Source organism: Brevibacterium sp. 'Marine', from assembly GCF_012844365.1.
In the GTDB taxonomy this organism is placed as follows: Bacteria; Actinomycetota; Actinomycetes; order Actinomycetales; family Brevibacteriaceae; genus Brevibacterium.
In genome coordinates, this window is the sequence record NZ_CP051626.1 from 1,940,288 (window position 1) to 1,960,696 (window position 20,409).

A 20,409-nucleotide genomic window follows, 5' to 3' on the forward strand; every position below is an offset into this window, starting at 1 on the left:
GTGCGGACACGACAATCACAGCGGACGGACATCCGGCTGGGCTCGCACAGCACGGCCGCGTGGCTCTATCCGGGTGACCGGCGTCGGCGTCCGCTGCTGATGGTGCACGGCTTCCGTGGGGACCATCATGGAATGGACCTCATCGCCGGCAGCATCACCGACCGCGAGGTGGTCGTGCCCGACCTGCCCGGGTTCGGTCTCACTGCCCCGCTGGATTCGGGTTCGTCGCTCTCGGCCTTCGTCGATCATCTCCTCGCTCTGCGCGCCGAGGTGGGCAGGCAGCGGGGCGCGACACCGATCCTGGTGGGGCACTCCTTCGGATCGATCCTGGTCAGCCATCTAGCAGCCTCCCATCAGGACGTCGTCGACGAGCTCGTGCTCATCAATCCGATCACCAGCCCCGCCCTCGAAGGACCCGCACGCTTCCTCACCGCGGTCACCCGCGCCTACTATGCCCTCGGCGCGCGGCTGCCCGAGCGCGCCGGTCGCGCCCTGCTGAGCAACCCCGTGATCGTCCGCGCCATGAGTGTGGCCATGGCCACGACCGGCGATCCCGGCCTGCGTTCGTACATCCATGATCAGCACGCGCGGCACTTCTCGTCGTTCGCCGACCGCACGTCTCTGTCAGAGGCCTTCGCGACGTCGGTCGCGCACACCGTCACCGAGGTGGCCGACCACTTGTGTATGCCCACGCTCGTCATCGCCGGCGACCAGGACGCCATCGCCCCGATCGGCCCGACCCGCGCGTTTGTGGAGAAGCTCCCCGACGCCGATTTCGTGGAATTGGGCGGGGTGGGCCACCTTGTGCACTATGAGCGCTCGGAGAAAGCCGCCTCGGCGATCATGGATTTCTGTCACCGGCGAATCGACGGGTGATTCGGCGTGTGACAAGACGAAGGGAAAGCCGGTGAATCGACGAAGGGCCGCTGCGCATCAGCGCAGCGGCCCTTCTCAAGCCGTGTTGGAGATCAGCGGCGGGAGTCGCGTGCCCAGCGGTAGAGGATCGGCACGAGGAATGCGAAGCACGACGCGAGCAGACCACCCCAGAACACCCAGAACTCGGTTCCCTCAGGTGAGGAGAATGAGGCTCCGAAGAGGTAGAGCCCGAACACGAACAGAGCGAAGGCGAAGACGAAGACGACGACATCGGCGAACGATGCTGAATTGCGGGTTCTCTTCGGGGCGGCGATATCGGACATGGTCTCCTCCGGCGATGTTTCTGGTGGTCAGCTGACTCTCAGCAACAGTCTACATCGCGTAGAGGACTTTGCTCATCTCCGGTCGTGTTCGGCGCTTCGCTCCGGGACCAGCCAACCGAGCAGAGCCGAGACGATCGAGACGATGATCGCGGCGAGGATGGCGGAGAAGAAGAACGAATCGATGGTGAAGACGAAAGGAGTGAACCCACTGAGCCAACTCGTCAGCGCCAACATGATCGCATTGATGACGATGGAGAACAGCCCCAGCGTCAGACAGGTGATGGGGGCGGAGACAAAGCTGAGGATCGGTTTGATGAAGGCGTTCGCCAACCCGAAGATGAGGCCGATGACAAGGTAGGAGATGATCATCGCCGGAATGGCCCCGGCCTGCTCCTCGACGACCCGGTTCCCTGTGATCGTCACACCCGGCAGAATCCAGGCGGCCACCCAGATCGCGCATGCGTTGACGATGACGCGAGACAAGAAGTTCATAGTCGTCATCCTCGCAGACCGATCTGCGTTCTTTCTGAGTCGCCGATGGGAATGGGGTCTGTGCCATGGTGATGAAACTCAACGCCGCGGGGTCCGCTGCCGCTCGAATCGCGCGGACAAACGCAGTAGCCTGAAGACGAACCTTCCGGTTCGACTTTCTCAGACCAACTGCGTGCACCTACCGAGTGATTTGATCCAGGTCACCACGGCGGCACGATCTCCCGGACGAGCGGGAGCAGAAACTGGATTGATATGACAGACAGCGACATACCCGCCTCGACTCGGGACACGACCGTGCAGCAGTCCTCTCCGACTCTGTTCTCGGCCGTCGGACGCAGCTATTTCCCGATCGCCTTCGTCGCCCGCATGCCGTTCGCCATGATCGTCGTCGGTGTCCTCACCCTCGTTGTGGCCGGCCGCGGATCCCTGAGCCTGGGCGGAATCAACTCCGCCATGGTCGGACTCGGCACGGCTCTGTTCGGTTCCTTCATCGGGGCGGCCGCCGATCGTTGGGGGCAGCGCTACGTGCTGCTCATCGCCGGCATCCTCAACTGTGCGGCACTGACCTTCATGGCGTGGGTCGTCTTCAGCCCGCTGCCGGATGTCGTCGTCTTCATCGCCGCCTTCGCGATCGGCGCCACCTCGCCCCAGGTTGCCCCGATGTCGCGGTCACGCATCGTCGACATCGTCATGTCGGTGCTGCCGTCGCCGAGGCGGCCGAAAGTGCTCAATGCCACGATGGCCTACGAATCCGCCGCCGATGAGGTCATCTTCGTCTTCGGGCCCTTCCTCGTCGGACTCTTGGCGACCTTCTTCACCCCGGTCGCCCCCATCATCGGCGCGATCGTGATGACCCTGATCTTCGTCTCCGCCTTCGCACTGCACCCGACGGGGCGGGCGCGGCCGACCGGGACGTCGAGCAGCCTCGGCGAGCGTGCCCCGGCCAAGGACATGTTCACCCCAGGTGTCTTCGTCATCATCCTCGGCGTATTCGGCGTCGGAATGGTGTTCGGCTCTACGCTGACCGCCCTGACCGCGCTGACCAACGACATCGGGCGGCCGGAGGAAGCCGGTCTCATCTACGGGGTGATGGGCATCGGCTCCGCGGTGCTCGCGATCTCGGTGGCGCTCTTCCCCGCGGCGTTCGCGCTGTGGGCACGCCTGCTGTGCTTTGCGCCCATCCTGGTCACGGGATCGGTCATCCTCGCATCGACGGAATCGATGCCGGTCATCGTCCTTGCGCTGCTGCTCATGGGCACGGGAATCGGACCGAGCCTCGTCACCCTGTTCAGCCTCGCCGCCGAACGCGCACCGCTCGGGCGATCGGCGACGGTGATGTCGATGGCGGGATCGGCGATCATCGTCGGCCAATCGGTGTCCTCGGCGATCAACGGCATCCTCGCCGAGGATCAGGGAACGGCCGTGGCGATGGCAGTTCCCGTGGCCGCCTCGGCGATCGTCCTGTGCGCCGGCCTGCTCAATCTGCTCATCGGACGACGCAGCGACCGAAAGGCAGTCAAGCCGTCACGGCAGCGCGTGACCGACGCCGAAGACGAGACCTGAATCACTCCGACTTTCCGCTTTTTGGGACTGTGTGTCCCAGGCGTTCCCAGGTGTGACCACGGCAAAACCGAGGAGTAGGATGTCCGCTGGTCCATCGTGAACTGCGCCACCGATCGTGGCCCTTCACACCACTACGGAAAGCACACAATGTCTACAAGCACCTCGACGACCGAGGCCGTCCGCAGCGATACCCGCTTCTTCGGACACCCTCTGCCGCTCATGCAGCTCTTCAGCCTCGAATTGTGGGAGCGCTTCTCCTACTACGGGATGAACGGCATCCTCGCCCTCTACCTCTACTTCAGCGTCACCGATGGCGGCATGGGGATGGAGCAGGGCACGGCCGTCGGAATCGTCGGCGCCTACGGCGGTGCTGTCTTCCTCGCCACCATCCTCGGCGCATGGATCGCCGATCGCCTCGCCGGTGCGGAGAAAGTCCTCTTCTACTCTGCGATCATCATCATGGTCGGACACATCTGCCTGGCGCTCATCCCCGGGTTCGGGGGAGTGGCGGCCGGCCTCATCCTCGTCGCGCTCGGCTCCGGCGGTCTCAAGGCGAACGCCTCGGCACTGGTCGGCGAACTCTACGAAGAGAAGGACCCGCGCCGTGACGCCGGCTTCACTATCTTCTACATGGGTGTGAACATCGGTGCCCTGTTCGGTCCGCTCATCACCGGTCTGCTGCAGTCGAAAATCGGCTTCCACTACGGATTCGGGGCAGCCGCTGTCGGCATGGCCCTCGGTCTCATCATCTACCTCACCGGCCGAAAGAATCTGCCGCCGGAGTCCCGTATCGCCGTCAACCCGCTGCCGAAGAACAAGCTCTACCTCTTCATCGTGGCCATCGTGGTCGTCGTTCTCCTCGCCGTCATCCTGTGGATGACGAAGATCGTCAACCCCGAGAACCTCGACTGGTGGATCGCCGGAATCTCTGCCGGCGCGGCCGCCTGCTACTTCATCGTCATGTACACCTCGTCGCAGACGAATGGCGACGAACGCTCACGCGTCCTCGCCTATATCCCGTTCTTCATCACGGTCGTGGTGTTCTGGTCGATGTACCAGCAGATCTTCGGTGTTCTGACCGTTTACTCGGATACGCAGCTCAACCGCTCGATCTTCGGGTGGGAGATGCCGATCAACTGGATCCAGCTGATCCCCGCGTTCTTCGTCATCGTCTTCGCCCCGCTGTTCGCCACGATGTGGATGAAGCTCGGGCCGAAGCAGATCTCGACGCCGGTCAAGGCCGGCCTGTCGCTCGTGCTCATCGGCATCGGCTTCCTCATGTTCCTGCCCTTCGCAGAGGCTGGCCCCAACCAGACTCCGCTGCTGTGGGTGGCACTGACCCTCGCAGTGTTCGTCTTCGGTGAGCTGCTCATCTCGCCGGTGGGACTGTCGTTCTCGACGAAGGTCGCGCCGAAGGTCTTCCAGTCGCAGATGATCGCCGTGTTCTTCCTCGCCTCGGGCGTGGGCACGGCACTGTCCGGTGTGCTCGGCGGCTACTTCGACACCGCCAACCAGGCACCGTACTGGCTCTCAGTCGGCGGCTCGTCGGTCGTGCTCGGCCTGCTCGCGCTGACGCTGACGAAGCCGATGCTCAAGCTGATGCGCGGAATCCGCTGAGTTCAGCTGCGGCGCGAACAGTCACCACCGTACGCAGGTCCCTCCGAGTCACCGACTCGGAGGGACCTGCGTCATCCCGGGCGACCATCGCTGACCGAAAGTGTCTCTTCAGCGCGTTGCCGCAGGAGGGCGCGGGGCCAGCTGTCGGATATGCGAGTTCCGGCGAGGGACGCCGGGTATCGAGTGGCTGCCCGCCTCGCCTCAGACTCTGATGACGATGTCAGACGCCGATGAAGATGGGCAGCGCGTCGGGATGGTGGGCGTGGACGATCGTGAGGAACACGAGCGCGTCGAAGAGCAGATGCACCGTGACCGTATAGGGCAGTGACTTCGTGCGGGTGAAGATGAAGGCCTGCACGAGCGCGAAGGGGATCGTCAGCAGCGGCCCGATCGACCGGTAGCCGAGCTCCCAGAGGAACGAGACGAAGATGATCGTGGTGAACACGTTCGCCGTCCAGAACGAGAAGTGCGTGCGCAGCAGGGCGAAGACCGTGCAGATGAAGAACAGCTCATCCCAGATGCCCACGGCATTGACCCCGAAGAACAGTCGGACGATCTCCGACCAGTTCGTCAGCGGCGGCCAGTTGAGGTAGACCCCGGTGCGCATGAAGTACTGCGGCAGCACCGCCCACGCGACCACGACGACGAAGACCAGCCATGCCCACTCCAGCCGCGACCAGGGTTGGCCGCGCCGCAGCGGGAATTGGATCGTCCGGTCCTGGAAGACGTACCGGGTCACCAGCCACGGGCCGATGACGACGGCGGAGAGCACCACACCCATGCGGGCGATGTTCGTCCAGGAGATATCGGCCTCGACCGAAATCGCCGAGATGAGTGCGAGACAGGCGGCGATGATGCTGAGGTCTCTGGCGAAGCGCCGATTGACACTCCACGCGGTGACCAGAGCAGCGAGCATCGGAACGTACCCGAAGGCGCGGACCTGCGGAAACGTCGTTCCCACACCGAAGAGCACAACTGCCGAGACTGCCAACAGGGCAGCCGCGGCAGCCTCCCAGCTGACCAATTTCAGCTGTGAGGACTCGACGGTTACTGCTCGGTCAGTGTCCACGCTCCACACTGTAGACGAACCCGGCCCGCCCCGCACTGGATGACCTGGGTCGACTCGCACCGGACCATCAGGCCTGGCCGTTCCGAATCGCAAGTAGGATCGGAGCGAGGGAAGGACATCATTGGACCCAGAGGACTACTCCGAGCTCATCTGCTCCGAGCTCGTCGCCGAACTGGCACCATTGCAACGCACCGAGGTGGTGCCCGTGCAGGCTGCCGCCGGACGCACCACGGTGACGGACATCACAGCCCCGCGATCGGTGCCCGGCTTCGCCGCCTCGGCGATGGATGGGTTCGCCCTCGACGGCGCTGCCCTGAACGCCGCCCGCGACGGTACGTCCATTCGAGTCGTCGGCGACATTCCCGCCGGTCACGGCGCCGTCGCCTTGCAACCGGGATGCGCGGTGCGGGTGATGACGGGAGCTCCCGTGCCCACCGACACCGAGGCGGTCGTTCCCGTCGAGCTCACCGACGCTCAGCAGGCCGGTCCGGCCCCCGAGGCCATCCGGATCGATTCTCTTCCCGAGTCAGTGCCTCCTGGCTGGAACATCCGTGCAATCGGCGAGGACATGAGCCGGGGTGACATCGTCCTGACCGCGGGGGAGCGGATCACCTCGGCCGGGGTCGGCACGCTCGCGATGCTCGGCATCACCGAGATCGGCGTCGTCCGCAGGCCCCGCATCGGCCTGATCGTCACTGGTGACGAAATCCAGGGTGCTGATCGGTCGGATGGGACCCTCACCGAGGCGGCCGCCGCCTCGGTGTTCAACTCGAACCTGCCGATGCTCGCCTCTGCCGTCCGCGGTTTCGGCGCCGAACCCATCGAAGCCACGAGCAGCGATGATGTCGACGAGCTGCGCCGCAGACTTATGTCGATGCGGACTGAGGCCGACCTCGTCGTGACGACCGGCGGGATCAGCGCAGGTGCCTTCGAGGTCGTTCGCCAGACTCTGGAACCCGACCACTCGACCTTCCGCCGCTTGGACATGCGACCCGGATCCCCGCAGGGCTGCGGGCGATTCGGCACACTGCCGCTCATCCATCTGCCCGGCACACCTCAGGGCGCCTTCGTCGCGTTCCACCTCTTCGTCGGCTCGGTGCTGACAAGGAAGAGCCTGCGGCAGAGATGGCGGAAGGGCATTCTCGCCGGACCCGGCCTGAGGCCACACGCAGACGCCGTCACCGTCCGCCCCGGCAGTTTCACGGAATCGGGGGAGATCCGTGCCGCCGAACGGGCGAGACTCCCGAATTTCGCCGCCGCCGATGTGATCATCAGAATCCCGCGCCGCACCGATTCCCCGCACAGCCCTGAGCAGCTGAGCGCGGGTACGGTCATCGACTACCTCGAGTGCTGATGCCCGACACCGGTGCAGACAGTCCGCGAACAGCACAGCCGATTAGGATGGAAGCATGTCCACGTCACGCCTCGCACCCGCCGACCGGGCCCGGTATGCTCGGCAGCTTCGACTGTCCGGGTTCGGTGAGAGCGCGCAGGCGGCGCTGCTCGACTCGCATGTCCTCGTCATCGGCGCCGGGGGGCTCGGCGCTCCGATCCTCAGCTACCTCGCGGCCGTCGGCATCGGCACGATCACCGTGGTCGATCCCGATATCGTCGAGCTGAGCAATCTGCACCGACAGGTCATCCACACCGAGGCGGCCGTCGGCTCTCGTAAGATCGATTCCGCCCGGCAGCGGATGAACGGGATCAACTCGTCGATCGAGGTCCGCACGATTGCCCAGCTGCTCACTGTGGACAACGCTCTCGACCTCTTCGACGGCGTCGACATCGTCGTCGACGGCAGCGACAACTTCGCCACGCGCTACCTTGCCAACGATGCCTGTGAGATTCTCAGACTCCCACTCGTGTGGGGGACGATCCTCGGCTTCGACGGACAGGTCGCCGTCTTCGACGTCGAACACGGCGCTACCCTGCGCGACCTCTATCCCGAGGTCCCCGCCCCCGGCAGCGTGCCCGACTGCTCGGTCGCCGGAGTCCTCGGACCTCTGTGCGGAAGCATCGGCTCCGCCATGGCGATGGAAGCCATCAAGGTGCTCACCGGAATCGGCACACCGCTGTACAACAGCGTGGCGATCCACAGCAGTCTCGATGCCGGCTGGGAGACCGTCCCGGTGCAGCCGATCCCCGGTCGAACTCCGGTCACCGACCTCGAGATGCATCGCAGCGATTACACCCAGCACACGTTCGACTCGCTCGGCCTCGACGACGGCACCGATGGCGCAGCCGGCACGAACACCGGAGAGAGTCCTCTGGGGCCGGCCGCCGTCACCTGGTCGGAGCTCGACGAGACCTCCGTCCTCGTCGACATCCGCGAGGACGACGAGGTCGCCTCGGGGATGGTCCCCGGCGCCATTCACATTCCGATGGACGAGCTCCTCGCCGACCCCGGCAGGCTGCCCGTCGGGTCGGATCCCATGCAGCAGTCAGGGATCGCACTGTACTGCCGGTCGGGGGTGCGCTCGGCGAAGACCGCAGCACAGCTGCGTTCACAGGGCACCGCGGTGACCTCGGTCAACGGCGGATACCTCGCCTATCTCTCTCAACCGGCTTCGCAGCAAGGCGGTTGACCTCACCCGCCGGCGAACGGCGGGAGGACATCGACGGTGTCACCATCGGCCAAAGGCACCGACTTATCGGTCGCGGCCACGGAATTGACGAGGAAGCTCGAGCGCGACAGCACGGTCGCGGCTTGGGGGGCGGCCGCCTCGGCGAGGGTCGTGACGAGCTCATCGACGGTCTCGGCATTCATCTGTGATTCGCGGGCGCCGAAGGCCTCGCGGGCTGCGGCGAAGAACCGAACGGTGATGGTGGGCACTTATCCTCCGATGGCGCTCATGGGACGCTGTGGCTGCTCGAACGAATCCGTGTCCATCCCGTGACCGGCGAGCTTCTTCCAATGCGCACCCTTCCACAGGTTCGCAATCGAATCGTCCGAGGCCCCCTCGCGCATCGCGGTGAGCAGATCGACCTCGGTGCGGGAGAACAGGCAGGTGCGCACACGACCCTCTGCGGTCAGCCGCGTGCGGGTGCAGTCCGCACAGAACGGACGCGTGACAGAAGCGATGATTCCGACGGTGCCGAGGATCGTATCGGGCCGACGTCGATCGGCGACGAGGAACTTCTCGGCCGGAGCACCGCCGCGAGGCGCCGAATCCGGGGTGAGGACGAAGCGGGGCTCGAGGAGGGCGAAGATGTCAGCGGCGGTGATCATCGACGTCCGATCCCAGGAATGTCCGGCATCCAGGGGCATCTGTTCGATGAACCGCAGACTCAGATCCTGCTCGAGGCACCACTGCAGGAGATCCGGCGCCTGTGCATCGTTGACACCGGGCAGCAGCACGGCATTGATCTTCACGGGCTCGAGTCCGGCGGCCTTCGCCCCGTCGATGCCCTCGAGCACCCGTTTGAGGAACGGACGTCGGGTCATGGACTCGAAGGTCTCCGGATCGATCGTGTCGAGCGAGACGTTGATGCGGTCGAGTCCCGCGTCCTTCAGCCGTGCGGCACGTTTGTCCAGACCGATCGCGTTCGTCGTCAACGCGATGTTCGGTCGCGGCTCCAAGGCCGCGACACCGGCGATGATCTCGTTGATGTCCTTGCGCGTCAGGGGTTCGCCGCCGGTGAACCGAACCTGGTCGACGCCGAACTTCTCCACCGCGATGCGGACGAAGCGGACGATCTCGTCACCGGTCATCGCGGAATCGCGGGACATGAACTCGACGCCTTCCTCCGGCATGCAATAGGTGCAGCGCAGGTTGCAGAAGTCCGTGAGGGAGATGCGGAGGTCGCGAGCGCGGCGATCGAAGGTGTCGAGCAGCGCGTCCTCGGTGTGGGCGGTGAACTGCTCGCCCGGGTCGACCGTCGGAGTTCTGAGCACCGGCATGGGCAGGCCGATCTTCTCCATGGCGTCATCCTCCTTGAAAAGCGTGTCGATATCATCGTCCCATGACTACTGCGAAGATGCACCGTGAGCGGATATCCGAGATGATTGCGCCCCTGACCGGTCCCGTGAGCCTGCCGCTGAGCTCCCTGCTGGAGACGCCGAGGCGGCTGACCGCCGATGTGGAATCGCCGATCGATGTGCCCGGCTTCGACAACTCGAGCATGGACGGCTACGCCCTGGCCGCCGCCACGGTGGAGGAGATGCGCGAATACCCGATTCCCGTGCACGGGCGTGTCGCCGCCGGTGCACACGGACAGCCGGTGCAGCCGGGCACCGCAGTGGAGATCATGACCGGGGCGCCGCTGCCTGCGGGCACCGATATGGTCGTCAAGATCGAGGACACCTCCCCGGGACGCTTCGGAGCCGAGGCCATCACGCTGGTTCCTTCGGTCGAACCACGCCCGGGAACCTTCGTCCGGCGCCGCGGATCCGACGTCCGCACCGGTCAGACCGTGCTGAGCGCGGGCACCATGCTGACACCGGCCCACCTCGGCGTGGCCGCTGCCTGCGGAGTGCATGAACTTCCGGTGCTCGGTCTCCCGCGCGTCCTCGTCGTGAGCACGGGCGATGAGATCGCCGCCGAGGCGGCCGCCGGGATCAACGACGCGAATTCCGTGACGCTGAAGGCCGGGCTGCGTCGCCTCGGCGTCGATACCGAGGTGGCGTTCGTCCCCGACGACCCACAGCAGCTGCTCGACCGAGTCCGCCACAGCGATGCGGAGCTCGTCATCTCCACCGGGGGCATCTCGAAGGGAGCGCACGAAGTCGTCAAACTCGCGGCCGACCTCGATGCGGACTCCGCGATGACCTTCGAACCGATCGCCATGCAGCCCGGAGGACCGCAGGGCTGCGGAAGCCTGGCTGACCATGCGTGGGTGGCGCTGCCGGGCAACCCGGTGAGCACACTCATCAGCTTCGAACTCTTCATCCGCCCCGCCCTGCTCGGTCTGGCCGGGCACGAACCTCCCCGCGAGGCCGACCGCCACCGACTGGCCCACGGATTCGACGAAGACCCTCCGGCCGGAAAGCTGCAGGTGCGCCGCGCCAGACTCACCGACGCCGGTCTCGAATTCGTCGGCGACTCCCGGTCCCACCTGCTCCACAGCTATGCCGAAGCCACGCACCTCGTCTTCGTCTCACCCGAGGACGCGGGAGCAGACGATCCGTTCTCAGCTGTGGGAGATAGGCTGTTGACGTGGAAGATCGCATGAAACTCAGCCACGTCGACGCATCCGGAACCGCCCAGATGGTCGATGTCGGCGACAAGGACGTCACGAAGCGCCGAGCCGTTGCCTCCGGCCTCATCACCACTCGTGCCGAGGTCATCGACCTCATCGCCGAGGCGGGGCTTCCCAAGGGCGATGCTCTGCCCGTGGCCCGCATCGCCGCCGTCATGGGCGCCAAGCGCACCAGCGACCTCATCCCGCTGTGCCATCCGCTGCCCCTGACGGGAATCGACGTGGAGTTCGAACTCCGCGAGGACGCGGTGGCCATCACCGCCGCGGTGAAGACCGTGTCGAAGACAGGCGTCGAAATGGAAGCCCTGACGGCTGTGACCACGGCCGCGCTGGCGATCTTCGACATGATCAAGGCCGTCGACAACCAGGCCGTCATCAGCGACATCAAGGTCGTCGAGAAGACCGGCGGAAAGAGCGGAGATTGGACGCGAGAGTCATGAGCACCGGCACAGTCGTGACCACGGGAGTCATCGAGTCCCCGATTTCGATCCAGGAACTCGAACCCCAGGTCCTCACGGACACCTGCGGTGCCGTCGTCAGCTTCTCCGGAGTCATCCGCGACCACGACGAGGGTCGGGGAGTCGCTCGTCTGCACTACGAATCCCACCCCCTGGCCTCCACCCAGATCGCCGAGGTGGCTGCGGACATCGCCGCCCGGCACCCTGCGGTCAGGCTCTCCGTCGTCCACCGCGTCGGCGACCTCGAGATCGGCGATGTGGCACTGGCCGCAGTCGTCGCCTCAGCCCATCGGAAGGACTCCTTCCTCGCCTGCTGCGAACTCATCGACGAGGTCAAGGCTCGAGTGGCGATCTGGAAGCATCAGCACTTCAGCGATGGCAGTGACGAATGGGTAGGAGCCCACGAATGACCCGACTGCGGATCAGCGAAGCGGCACGGTTCCTCGGCGTCAGCGATGACACCGTGCGCCGGTGGGTCGCCGACGGTCGACTGTCCCAGCACAAGGACGCCTCGAATCGGGCGGTCGTCGACGGCAGTGAGCTCGCCGCTCTCGCTCAATCGTCCTCCGAGGCTCTGCCGGACCCCAGCGGAGTCGTCAGCTCCTCACGCAACCGCTTCGCCGGTCTCGTCACGGACGTCAGCATCGACGGAGTGATGGCCCAGGTCAGCATGCAGTGCGGTCCCTTCCGCGTGGTGTCGCTGATGTCGGCCGAAGCCTGCCGCGAACTCGGGCTCGAGCCGGGCCGTCTCGCGACCGCCTCGGTGAAGGCGACGATGGTGTCGATCGACACCGTTCCGAGTTCGTGAGGACCGGCCTTGCGTGGCCACACGCGACCGTAGAGTCTCATAATCGGAGCTGAAGTCGACACGGAGTCGTATTTGCGGGTTCAATGGGGGTATGAAGAAAACCCTGCTGGGGCTCTGCACCGTCGCAGCCCTGACCCTGACCGCCTGTTCATCGGGATCGGATCCGCACGCCGAGGCGGACGAACCGGAGGAGATCACCGTCTTCGCCGCCGCTTCGCTCACCGAAGTCTTCGACGACATCGCCGATGAGTACACCGCCACCGATCCGAATGCACCAGACGTGAAGTTCTCTTTCGCCGGTTCCTCCGACCTCGTCTCGCAGATCTCCGAAGGCGCCCCCGCCGACGTCATCGCCACCGCCGATGAGACGACGATGGACACGCTCGCCTCCGACGATCTGCTTGCCGGCGAGCCCGAAATGTTCGCTTCGAACACGCTCACCCTGGCCGTGGCCGCGGGAAATCCGCAGGCGATCACGAGCTCCAAGGACTTCTCCGGGACCGACCTCGTCGTCTGCGCGCCTCAAGTGCCCTGCGGGGCCGCAACTCAGAAGTGGGCCGACCTCAACGACGTCGCACTCGATCCGGTCAGCGAAGAGAACTCGGTCACCGATGTGCTCGGCAAGGTCAGCGCCGGCCAGGCCGACGCCGGAATCGTCTACGTCACCGATATCGCCCGTGGAGGCGGCAAGGTCGAACAGGTCGATCTCGACGGCGCCGACAAGGTCATCAACAAGTACCCGGCCGCCACTGTCAGAGCCAGCGAGAACCAGGACCAAGCCGATGACTTCGTGAAGTTCCTCGGTTTCGACAGGGCCCAGAAGCTGTTGCGCGACGCCGGATTCGCTGCGGGCTGACCATGCCTGCGCCTGCTCTGATGCGTCGCGAGACGTCCCCGGTTCGACCCCCGCGGCGGCCCAGATCGGAATCGCTCGTCCCCGGCTGGCTGTGGGTGCCCGCCGTCATCGGAATCGTCTTCCTGCTCCTGCCGATCATCGGCATGCTCACTCGGGTCGATGCCCAGAGTCTGCTCGCCGTGATCACGGCCGAGGAATCCCGCCTGGCGATGAGGCTGTCCCTGCTGACCTCGGTGACCTCGGCCCTCATCAGCGTCCTCATCGGCTTCCCCCTCGGGTACCTGCTCGCGACTCGGCGGTTCCCCGGCCAGCGCATCGTGCGCACCCTCATCCTGCTGCCTCTCGTGCTGCCGCCGGTGGTCAGCGGTCTCGCGCTGCTCTACACCTGGGGTCGGTCGGCCATCCTCGGCGGAGGGCTCGAAGCGGCGGGCCTCAGTCTCGCCTACACCACCTCGGCGGTGATCATGGCCCAGGTCTTCGTGTCCCTGCCGTTCATGGTCATGTCCGTCGAGACCGCCACCGCGGGCCTCGGACGCCGCTATGAACTCACCGCGGCCGAGCTCGGTGCGAAACCCAATCGTGTGTTCTTCACGGTCACTCTGCCGCTGCTCCGACACGGAATCGTCACGGGCGCCGTGCTGTGCTTCGCCCGCTCACTCGGCGAGTTCGGGGCCACACTGACCTTCGCCGGATCGCTGTCCGGCGTCACCCGGACGATGCCCCTGCGGATCTACCTCGTCCGCGAATCCGACCCGCAGGCGGCCATCGGCCTCTCGCTCCTGCTCATCGTCATCGCCGTGCTCATCATCATCGTCGCCTACCGGTCCCCGCACGCTCCCCGGCTGAGATCCCCTAACACCGCCCCGACCCCCAACCCCGCCGAGGCGGTCCCATCCGCCCTCGACGACGCCCCGAAACGCGGGGGAGCGACCGAACCGAAGCCGCGGTCCGTGGGACCTGCGAGACCTGCACAGAGCATCAGGGCCGAAGTCCAGCTGACTGCCCGCGGAATCGATCTGGATCTGACTTCCGCGCTGCCGGGGACCACTGCGATCATCGGCCGCAACGGGGCCGGAAAATCCACCCTGTTCCAGGTGCTCACCGGCGCCCTGGTGCCTGATTCGGGACGGCTGCGTCTCGGGGACGACACGGTCTTCGACATCGCTGCCGGACTGTGGCCGCCGGTCCACGACCGCGGAATCGTCCATCTCGCACAGAGCCCCCTCCTGTTCCCCCACCTGAGCGTCATCGACAACGTCGGATTCGGTCTGCGGGCTCACGGTGCGACTCGCCACGTCGCACGTGAACAGGCGCAGGCGATGCTCGACCGCCTCGGCGTGGGACAGTGCGCGCACCGCAGACCCGACGCCGTCTCCGGGGGACAGGCCGCCCGCATCGCGCTTGCCCGTGCGCTCGTCGTCGAACCGAAGCTGCTGCTGCTCGACGAACCGCTGGCCGCACTCGACGTGGATGTCGCTGTCGAGACCCGTCGGGTGCTGTCCCGGCTGCTGAGCGGGCGCAGCGCACTGCTGGTCACCCACGACGTCGATGACGTCACCGCTCTGGCCGAGTCGCTGGTCCTGGTGGAGAGCGGCACCGTCGTCCACTCGGCTCCCGTCGGACAGGTCGACCCCGAATCCGCAGGTGAGGGCGCCGAATTCCTCGCCAGCTTTTGCATGCGGGACCGTGACGGAATAGTGTGCAATCAGTCACAGTGAAAATTGGCATGCAAGGGAGCACACCGCAGTGTCCGAATTGTCCTACTCGTCGGGAACATCGACGGAACCGCTGCTCGGGATCACCATCGCCGAGCACATCAAACGCACCGCCGCGAGGAATCCTGAAGCGCTGGCATTGGTCGACCGGCATTCGAATCGGAGGTGGACGTACTCCGACTTCGATCGTGACACCGACGCACTGGCCATCGGCCTTCTCGAACGTGGAGTGAAGAAGGGCGACAGGGTCGGCATCTGGGCGCAGAACGTCGGCGAATGGGCGCTCGTGCAGTATGCCACGGCGAAGATCGGAGCGATCCTCGTCAACGTCAACCCCGCCTACCGCAGCCACGAACTCGAGTTCGTCGTCGAACAGTCCGGAATGAGCCTGATGATCTCGCAGATCGTCGCACCACCGCACTCGGACTTCCACGCCATCGCCACCGAGGTGGCCGCCAAGGTCCCCAGCCTCGATCTCGTCTTCCTCGACACGGTCTCCGCAGACCTCGTCGGCGGTGTCACGGTCGGCGAGCGCGAATCCTTCGCTCACCTCATCGGGCAGGGCCGCGAGATGCTCGACGACGAACGGGCGAAGTACGCGGTGCGGCTGCAGCAGGTCATCGACGACCTCTCGGCCGATGATCCGATCAACATCCAGTACACCTCCGGCACGACCGGGTTCCCCAAGGGTGTGACCCTTAGTCACCACAACATCCTCAACAACGGCTTCTTCATCGGCGAGATGCTCTCGTACACCCCCGCCGACACCGTGGTCGTTCCCGTGCCGTACTACCACTGCTTCGGTATGGTCATCGGCAACCTCGCCGCGCTGAGCCACGGCTCGGCGGTCGTGCTGCCGTCACCGGCCTTCGACCCGGTGGCGACGATGTCGGCGGTCACCGAGGAGAAAGCCACATCGCTCTATGGTGTGCCGACGATGTTCATCGCCGAACTCGAGCACCCGCAGTTCGCAGAATTCGACTTCTCGACTCTGCGCACCGGCGTGATGGCAGGATCGCCGTGCCCGGTGAACACGATGCGCCGAGTCATCGACGATATGAACATGTCCGAGGTCGCCATCTGCTACGGCATGACCGAGACCTCGCCGGTGTCGATGATGACGCGTGTCGACGACTCCCTGCAGAAGCGCACCGAGACCGTCGGCCGGGTCATGCCGCACCTGGAGATCAAGATCGCGGACCCCGTCACCGGGCAGACCGTTCCGCGCGGCCAGAAGGGCGAATTCTGCACTCGCGGCTACGCGGTGATGCTCGGCTACTGGAATCAGCCGGACAAGACGGCCGAGACGATCGACGCTGCCCGGTGGATCCACACCGGCGACCTGGCCATCATGGACGATGACGGCTACGTCGACATCTCCGGACGGATCAAGGACATGGTCATCCGCGGAGGTGAGAACATCTATCCGCGCGAGGTCGAGGAGTTCCTCTACCACCATCCAGCGATCCGCGACGTCCAGGTCGTCGGCATCTCCGACGAGAAGTACGGCGAAGAGCTCATGGCGTGGGTGATCCTCAAGGACGGCTTCGACTCGCTCACCGCCGACGAGGTCCGTGAGTTCTGCTCCGGCAAGCTCGCCCACTTCAAGATCCCACGCTATGTCGAGGTTCGTGAATCGTTCCCGATGACGGTGTCGGGCAAGATCCGCAAGGTCGAGCTGCGCCGAGAAGGCGAAGAGCTCACTCACTCGGCCGGAGCCTAAGGGCAACGGGCGCGGTCCCGGCAGGGGCTGGGGTCGCGAACAGACCCTGCCGCGACCATGTATCGTTCACAGAGGAGACGGCCATGAAGGAGCGCACCAATGCCACAGCCTCAACTCAGCCCCACACCGGTCCGAGTCGTGAAGAACGTCGATCGCGAACGGTTCGAACTCTTCTCCGAAGAGACCCCGGGGGAGTTCATCGGGTTCCTCGCCTACCAGGTCATCGATGAGCACACCCTGGAGCTGCAGCACACGATCATCTCCGAAGGCTACTCCCGCCGCGGTTTCGCCCGCACTCTCGTCACCCGGGTGCTCGACCTCCTCCGTGCGGATGGGACGTCCATCGTGCCCACCTGTTCCTATGTGCAGGACTACCTGGAACGGTTCCCGCAGTACGGCGACCTCGCAGCCCATCAGTGACCGGCACACACTCAGTCGGCGGAGCCGGGCGTTTCGCTCCGAGCCCGAGCGGTGACCTCCACATCGGCAATATCCGCACCGGACTGCTCAGCTATGTGCGTGCCCGGCAGACGGGCCGCCGGTTCCTGTGGCGGGTCGAAGACCTCGATCGGGTGAAGACCGGCGCGGCCGACTCGCAGCTCGAGGTCTTCGCCGACCTCGGAGTCGTTCCCGACGAGCGTCCCCTTGTCCAGTCCGCACGCACCGCAGAGTACTCGGACGCGATTGCGAGGCTGGCAGCCGACGGTCTCGTCTACGAATGCTATTGCTCACGCAAGGACATCGCCCAGGCCCCGAGCGCACCCCATGCACCACCCGGGGCGTATCCCGGGACCTGTCGCAGTCTCGGCGAGGGAGAGCGGGAATCGGCCCGACGGAGACTCGAGGCGAACAACCGGCAGCCGGCGCTGCGTCTGCACACGGACAACCGAGAGCACAGCATCACCGATGTGCTGCTGGGCCGAGTGGAGGCCCTTGTCGACGATCTCGTGCTGCGGCGAGGCGACGGCGTCTACGCCTACAACCTCACCGTCGTCGTCGATGACGCAGAGAGCGGAATCGACGAGATCCTGCGCGGGGACGATCTGGCCTCCTCTGCACCGCGGCAGGCATATCTGGCACAGCTGTTGGGTCTGCCCGCACCGGGCTGGGTCCATGTGCCCCTGGTGCTCAACGACAGCGGCCAGCGGCTGGCCAAACGCGACGGCGCGGTGACCTATCAGCAGCTGCGCAGCCTCGGGTGGAGCGTCGAGGACGTCTTCGCCTGGATGCAGCAGTCACTCGGGTTCGACGGTACCGGCTCCCGGTGGAGGTCCGTCGATGACATGATCAGGAGTGTCGACTTCACCGGGATGCCGACCGCACCGACGGTCTTCGTCCCACCTGTGGGTGGTTAGGCCCGCGTTCGTCAGGCCGCCTGTTCGTCAGCTCGCGTGGCCGTCAGGCCGCGGACGAGTCGGCGGCGTCTCGGATGACTCCGTCGTAGATGGATTCGAAGGTGTCGAGCGTGTATTCGATATCGTGTTTGGCCACGACGTCGAGCGACGCTTTCGACATGTCATCGAGATCGGCTTCGGGCATCCGGCAGATGCGGGTGAAGCGATCGGCCAGGGCGTCGGTGTCGCGCGGCGGGAACAGATACCCGTTGACTCCGTCGCGGACGAGGTGCGGCAGGGCCACCGCATCGGCAACGACCACGGGTTTGCGCGAGGCCAGCGCCTCCAGCGTGGCGATGGACTGCAGCTCAGCGGTCGAGGGCATACAGAAGAAGGTGCAGCGCTGGTAGGCGTCCATGAGCGCCTTGTCGCTGATCTTTCCGAGCACATGCACTCGGTCGGCGATGCCGAGTTCCTCCGCCAGGTGCTTCAGCGGTTCCTCCTGGTCACCGCCGCCGACGATATCGGCTTCGAGCCCCAACTCCGGATCGGTCTTCGCCACTGCCTCGACGATGTCTGCGGCATGCTTCTCCGAGGAGAGGCGACCGACGAAGAGGACGCGCGGGGGAACGGCCCGTGACTGGGCGCAGTCGAGTTCGCGCAGATGAGCGAAGCGTTCCAGATCGATCCCGCACGAGACCGCTCGGATGGGAGAGGAGAAGCCGTTCTCGGTGAGCAGATCGGCCGCCAACTGTGTGGGCACCGTGATGAAGTCAGCGGACTGGAACTTCCGGCGCAGATCCCACCAGGCGATGGCGGTGCCGCCGTCGAGAACGGGCTTCGGAGCTCTGAGGTAGGGACGGACGTTGTCGGGCATGAAATGGTTCGTGGCCACGACGGGGATGGCCCGCCTGATCGATTCGGAGAAGGCAAAGCGGCCGATGACGAAGTGAGCCTGTGTATGCACGACATCGGGACGGATGCTGTCGAGGAGTCGGGAAAGTTCGGGCTTCGTCTCCCACGGCATGCAGATCATCCACGTCGGGTGCAACGGCCAGCGGTGAGCGGTGAGTCGGTGAACGGTGACCCCGTTCTCGACGCTGACCGAGGGTTTGCCCGTCGCCGAAGGGCAGGCGACATGGACATCGTTGCCGCGGCCGGCGAGGCCTGCGGCGAGCCGTTCGGCGAACTTCGCGGCACCGTTGACTTCGGGGGCGTACGTCTCTGCCGGAATGAGGATCCGGCGTTTCGGAGTGGGACGGTGCGCAGACAGGATTCAGCTCTCCTCGGTGTCGGTCATGGTGTCGGAACGGCGGGCGTTCCTGCGCTGAGCTTCTCGATCTCTGACATCGGGATGATACCGCGACAATACAACGACGGCTGCGCAGGCGACCAATCCGGTGAGCGTGATGGTCAGGATCAGCCAGATGGGGGAGTGGGCCGCCTCGCCGAGGACGATGGTGCCCAGGATGACGGCACCGATCGGGTCGATGACTGTCAGCCCGGCGATGACCATCTCCGGAGGGCCCGCCGCATAGGAGTTCTGGACGAACAGGGAACCGAGGGCAACCGCCGCCACCAGTGCGGCGACGTTGATCCAGGTGACCTGGTCGATGCCGGCCCGGAGGAACTGGACGCTGACCAGGTGGGCGTTCGTCGCCACACAGGCGAAGAGCAGTCCGGCCGCGATGATGAGAACCAGCTGCGGGGCATAACGGAAGACGAGGACGATCACCAGGCCGATCGCGACGGCGATGGCGGTGATCCAGAACAGGGGCATCGCATCGGCGCCGAGGTGGACCTCCGACTGTGCGGTCGTGGCCGAGAGCGCGACGAAGGCCGTCACCCCGGCGGTGCACCAGACGACGGACTGGACGAGTCGTCTGTTGACCTTGAGGCCGCGGTGACGGACGCCGAGCAGCACGGAGACGATGAGTGAGAATGCCCCGATCGGCTGGACGACCATCACCGGGGCCAGGGCCAGGGCGACGAAATTGCCCGCCGTTCCCACGCCGAGGATGGTCAGCCCGAGCAGCCAACGGCGGTTGCGGAGCAGGTCGGTGAAATGTGCCCAGCTCAGTCCGTTGTGGGAGTCATCCTGTCCGGCAACGGCTTCATGCTGATACAAGGCGCCATAGGCCAGTGCCACGGCCGCGAGGACGGCGAGGGCGATTGCCGCTATGGTCACGATGAGTCTTCCGGTTTCGACGGTGCGGTTCTGGGGTGGGGATCGCTTTGAGTCTATCGCGCAGGACGGCGGTGAAGATGGCCGCGGACTGTGTTTGTCCTGACTGTAAGGCAACCCTGCGGCAACGGGTGGGGAAACCCTCAATGCTGTGGCCGAAGCACCCTCCACGCTGTGAGCTAAAGCACTTG

Annotated in this window: 21 protein-coding genes; 14 read left to right on the forward strand and 7 right to left on the reverse strand. The window is 65.4% G+C overall.

The window, feature by feature from the left end; all coding sequences use genetic code 11:
- Positions 1 to 876 carry an alpha/beta hydrolase gene (locus tag HF684_RS08715; protein ID WP_282433927.1) on the forward strand — a complete coding sequence of 292 codons (876 nt, stop codon included), beginning with the start codon at positions 1 to 3 and terminating at the stop codon, positions 874 to 876.
- Between the two features lie 92 nt (positions 877 to 968).
- Here the strand turns inward: HF684_RS08715 and HF684_RS08720 are convergent, their stop codons facing one another.
- Both HF684_RS08720 and HF684_RS08725 read right to left on the reverse strand, forming a co-directional pair.
- On the reverse strand, positions 969 to 1,199 hold the full coding sequence (locus tag HF684_RS08720; RefSeq protein ID WP_169252172.1) for a hypothetical protein: 231 nt from the start codon (positions 1,197 to 1,199) through the stop codon (positions 969 to 971).
- A gap of 72 nt (positions 1,200 to 1,271) precedes the next feature.
- Positions 1,272 to 1,691 carry a phage holin family protein gene (locus HF684_RS08725; protein WP_169252173.1) on the reverse strand — a complete coding sequence of 140 codons (420 nt, stop codon included), beginning with the start codon at positions 1,689 to 1,691 and terminating at the stop codon, positions 1,272 to 1,274.
- A gap of 252 nt (positions 1,692 to 1,943) precedes the next feature.
- On the opposite strand from HF684_RS08725, the gene HF684_RS08730 reads away from it, so the two are divergent.
- Positions 1,944 to 3,254, forward strand: a complete 1,311-nt coding sequence (locus HF684_RS08730; protein ID WP_169252174.1) for an MFS transporter — start codon at positions 1,944 to 1,946, stop codon at positions 3,252 to 3,254.
- A 147-nt stretch (positions 3,255 to 3,401) separates the two neighbouring features.
- Positions 3,402 to 4,871 carry an oligopeptide:H+ symporter gene (locus HF684_RS08735; protein WP_169252175.1) on the forward strand — a complete coding sequence of 490 codons (1,470 nt, stop codon included), beginning with the start codon at positions 3,402 to 3,404 and terminating at the stop codon, positions 4,869 to 4,871.
- A gap of 220 nt (positions 4,872 to 5,091) precedes the next feature.
- Here HF684_RS08735 and HF684_RS08740 read toward each other — a convergent pair whose 3' ends face one another.
- On the reverse strand, positions 5,092 to 5,940 hold the full coding sequence (locus HF684_RS08740; protein WP_240811980.1) for a CPBP family intramembrane glutamic endopeptidase: 849 nt from the start codon (positions 5,938 to 5,940) through the stop codon (positions 5,092 to 5,094).
- Between the two features lie 121 nt (positions 5,941 to 6,061).
- On the opposite strand from HF684_RS08740, the gene HF684_RS08745 reads away from it, so the two are divergent.
- On the forward strand, positions 6,062 to 7,294 hold the full coding sequence (locus tag HF684_RS08745; RefSeq protein WP_169252176.1) for a molybdopterin molybdotransferase MoeA: 1,233 nt from the start codon (positions 6,062 to 6,064) through the stop codon (positions 7,292 to 7,294).
- Between the two features lie 55 nt (positions 7,295 to 7,349).
- Positions 7,350 to 8,525 carry a ThiF family adenylyltransferase gene (locus tag HF684_RS08750; RefSeq protein ID WP_169252177.1) on the forward strand — a complete coding sequence of 392 codons (1,176 nt, stop codon included), beginning with the start codon at positions 7,350 to 7,352 and terminating at the stop codon, positions 8,523 to 8,525.
- 2 nt (positions 8,526 to 8,527) lie between these two features.
- Here the strand turns inward: HF684_RS08750 and HF684_RS08755 are convergent, their stop codons facing one another.
- Positions 8,528 to 8,773 (reverse strand): MoaD/ThiS family protein, encoded by a 246-nt coding sequence (locus HF684_RS08755; RefSeq protein ID WP_169252178.1) that lies wholly within the window; start codon positions 8,771 to 8,773, stop codon positions 8,528 to 8,530.
- Positions 8,774 to 9,862, reverse strand: a complete 1,089-nt coding sequence (gene moaA / locus HF684_RS08760; protein WP_169252179.1) for a GTP 3',8-cyclase MoaA — start codon at positions 9,860 to 9,862, stop codon at positions 8,774 to 8,776. It lies immediately after the preceding gene.
- Between the two features lie 41 nt (positions 9,863 to 9,903).
- On the opposite strand from moaA, the gene HF684_RS08765 reads away from it, so the two are divergent.
- The 9 genes from HF684_RS08765 to gluQRS all read left to right on the forward strand — a co-directional run bounded on the left by HF684_RS08765 (position 9,904) and on the right by gluQRS (position 18,054).
- Positions 9,904 to 11,112, forward strand: coding sequence for a molybdopterin molybdotransferase MoeA (locus HF684_RS08765; RefSeq protein ID WP_248279182.1), 1,209 nt, complete (start codon positions 9,904 to 9,906; stop codon positions 11,110 to 11,112).
- Positions 11,109 to 11,579 (forward strand): cyclic pyranopterin monophosphate synthase MoaC, encoded by a 471-nt coding sequence (moaC, locus tag HF684_RS08770; RefSeq protein ID WP_101554002.1) that lies wholly within the window; start codon positions 11,109 to 11,111, stop codon positions 11,577 to 11,579. Before HF684_RS08765 ends, moaC begins: the two co-directional genes overlap by 4 nt.
- Entirely contained in the window at positions 11,576 to 12,007 is a 432-nt protein-coding gene (locus HF684_RS08775; protein ID WP_169252180.1) for a molybdenum cofactor biosynthesis protein MoaE, read from the forward strand. The genes moaC and HF684_RS08775 overlap by 4 nt, the downstream gene beginning before the upstream one ends.
- Positions 12,004 to 12,405: a helix-turn-helix transcriptional regulator gene (locus HF684_RS08780; protein ID WP_101554004.1), complete on the forward strand. Its 402-nt coding sequence runs from the start codon at positions 12,004 to 12,006 to the stop codon at positions 12,403 to 12,405. The genes HF684_RS08775 and HF684_RS08780 overlap by 4 nt, the downstream gene beginning before the upstream one ends.
- Positions 12,406 to 12,496: 91 nt before the next feature.
- Positions 12,497 to 13,261 (forward strand): molybdate ABC transporter substrate-binding protein, encoded by a 765-nt coding sequence (modA, locus tag HF684_RS08785; protein ID WP_211168097.1) that lies wholly within the window; start codon positions 12,497 to 12,499, stop codon positions 13,259 to 13,261.
- Positions 13,262 to 13,281: 20 nt separating this feature from the next.
- Entirely contained in the window at positions 13,282 to 14,979 is a 1,698-nt protein-coding gene (locus HF684_RS08790; RefSeq protein WP_169252181.1) for an ABC transporter permease, read from the forward strand.
- A 28-nt stretch (positions 14,980 to 15,007) separates the two neighbouring features.
- Positions 15,008 to 16,699 (forward strand): AMP-binding protein, encoded by a 1,692-nt coding sequence (locus HF684_RS08795; protein ID WP_127364310.1) that lies wholly within the window; start codon positions 15,008 to 15,010, stop codon positions 16,697 to 16,699.
- Between the two features lie 99 nt (positions 16,700 to 16,798).
- Complete coding sequence (locus tag HF684_RS08800) at positions 16,799 to 17,119, forward strand: GNAT family N-acetyltransferase (RefSeq protein WP_025780808.1); 321 nt, start codon at positions 16,799 to 16,801, stop codon at positions 17,117 to 17,119.
- Positions 17,116 to 18,054: a tRNA glutamyl-Q(34) synthetase GluQRS gene (gluQRS, locus tag HF684_RS08805; protein WP_169252182.1), complete on the forward strand. Its 939-nt coding sequence runs from the start codon at positions 17,116 to 17,118 to the stop codon at positions 18,052 to 18,054. The genes HF684_RS08800 and gluQRS overlap by 4 nt, the downstream gene beginning before the upstream one ends.
- 43 nt (positions 18,055 to 18,097) lie before the next feature.
- Here the strand turns inward: gluQRS and HF684_RS08810 are convergent, their stop codons facing one another.
- Together HF684_RS08810 and HF684_RS08815 are read right to left on the reverse strand one after the other, a co-directional pair.
- Positions 18,098 to 19,309, reverse strand: coding sequence for a glycosyltransferase (locus HF684_RS08810; protein WP_348981448.1), 1,212 nt, complete (start codon positions 19,307 to 19,309; stop codon positions 18,098 to 18,100).
- Positions 19,310 to 20,221 (reverse strand): DMT family transporter, encoded by a 912-nt coding sequence (locus tag HF684_RS08815; protein WP_248279183.1) that lies wholly within the window; start codon positions 20,219 to 20,221, stop codon positions 19,310 to 19,312. It abuts the gene before it with no gap.
- Positions 20,222 to 20,409 lie beyond the last annotated feature (188 nt).

Bases quoted from the DNA above. Each gene is read 5' to 3' on its own strand.
- HF684_RS08720 (WP_169252172.1), bottom strand. From the start codon at position 1,199: ATGTCCGATATCGCCGCCCCGAAGAGAACCCGCAATTCAGCATCGTTC.
- HF684_RS08725 (WP_169252173.1), bottom strand. From the start codon at position 1,691: ATGAACTTCTTGTCTCGCGTCATCGTCAACGCATGCGCGATCTGGGTG.
- HF684_RS08730 (WP_169252174.1), top strand. From the start codon at position 1,944: ATGACAGACAGCGACATACCCGCCTCGACTCGGGACACGACCGTGCAG.
- HF684_RS08735 (WP_169252175.1), top strand. From the start codon at position 3,402: ATGTCTACAAGCACCTCGACGACCGAGGCCGTCCGCAGCGATACCCGC.
- HF684_RS08750 (WP_169252177.1), top strand. From the start codon at position 7,350: ATGTCCACGTCACGCCTCGCACCCGCCGACCGGGCCCGGTATGCTCGG.
- moaA (WP_169252179.1), bottom strand. From the start codon at position 9,862: ATGGAGAAGATCGGCCTGCCCATGCCGGTGCTCAGAACTCCGACGGTC.
- HF684_RS08765 (WP_248279182.1), top strand. From the start codon at position 9,904: ATGACTACTGCGAAGATGCACCGTGAGCGGATATCCGAGATGATTGCG.
- moaC (WP_101554002.1), top strand. From the start codon at position 11,109: ATGAAACTCAGCCACGTCGACGCATCCGGAACCGCCCAGATGGTCGAT.
- HF684_RS08775 (WP_169252180.1), top strand. From the start codon at position 11,576: ATGAGCACCGGCACAGTCGTGACCACGGGAGTCATCGAGTCCCCGATT.
- HF684_RS08780 (WP_101554004.1), top strand. From the start codon at position 12,004: ATGACCCGACTGCGGATCAGCGAAGCGGCACGGTTCCTCGGCGTCAGC.
- modA (WP_211168097.1), top strand. From the start codon at position 12,497: ATGAAGAAAACCCTGCTGGGGCTCTGCACCGTCGCAGCCCTGACCCTG.
- HF684_RS08790 (WP_169252181.1), top strand. From the start codon at position 13,282: ATGCGTCGCGAGACGTCCCCGGTTCGACCCCCGCGGCGGCCCAGATCG.
- HF684_RS08800 (WP_025780808.1), top strand. From the start codon at position 16,799: ATGCCACAGCCTCAACTCAGCCCCACACCGGTCCGAGTCGTGAAGAAC.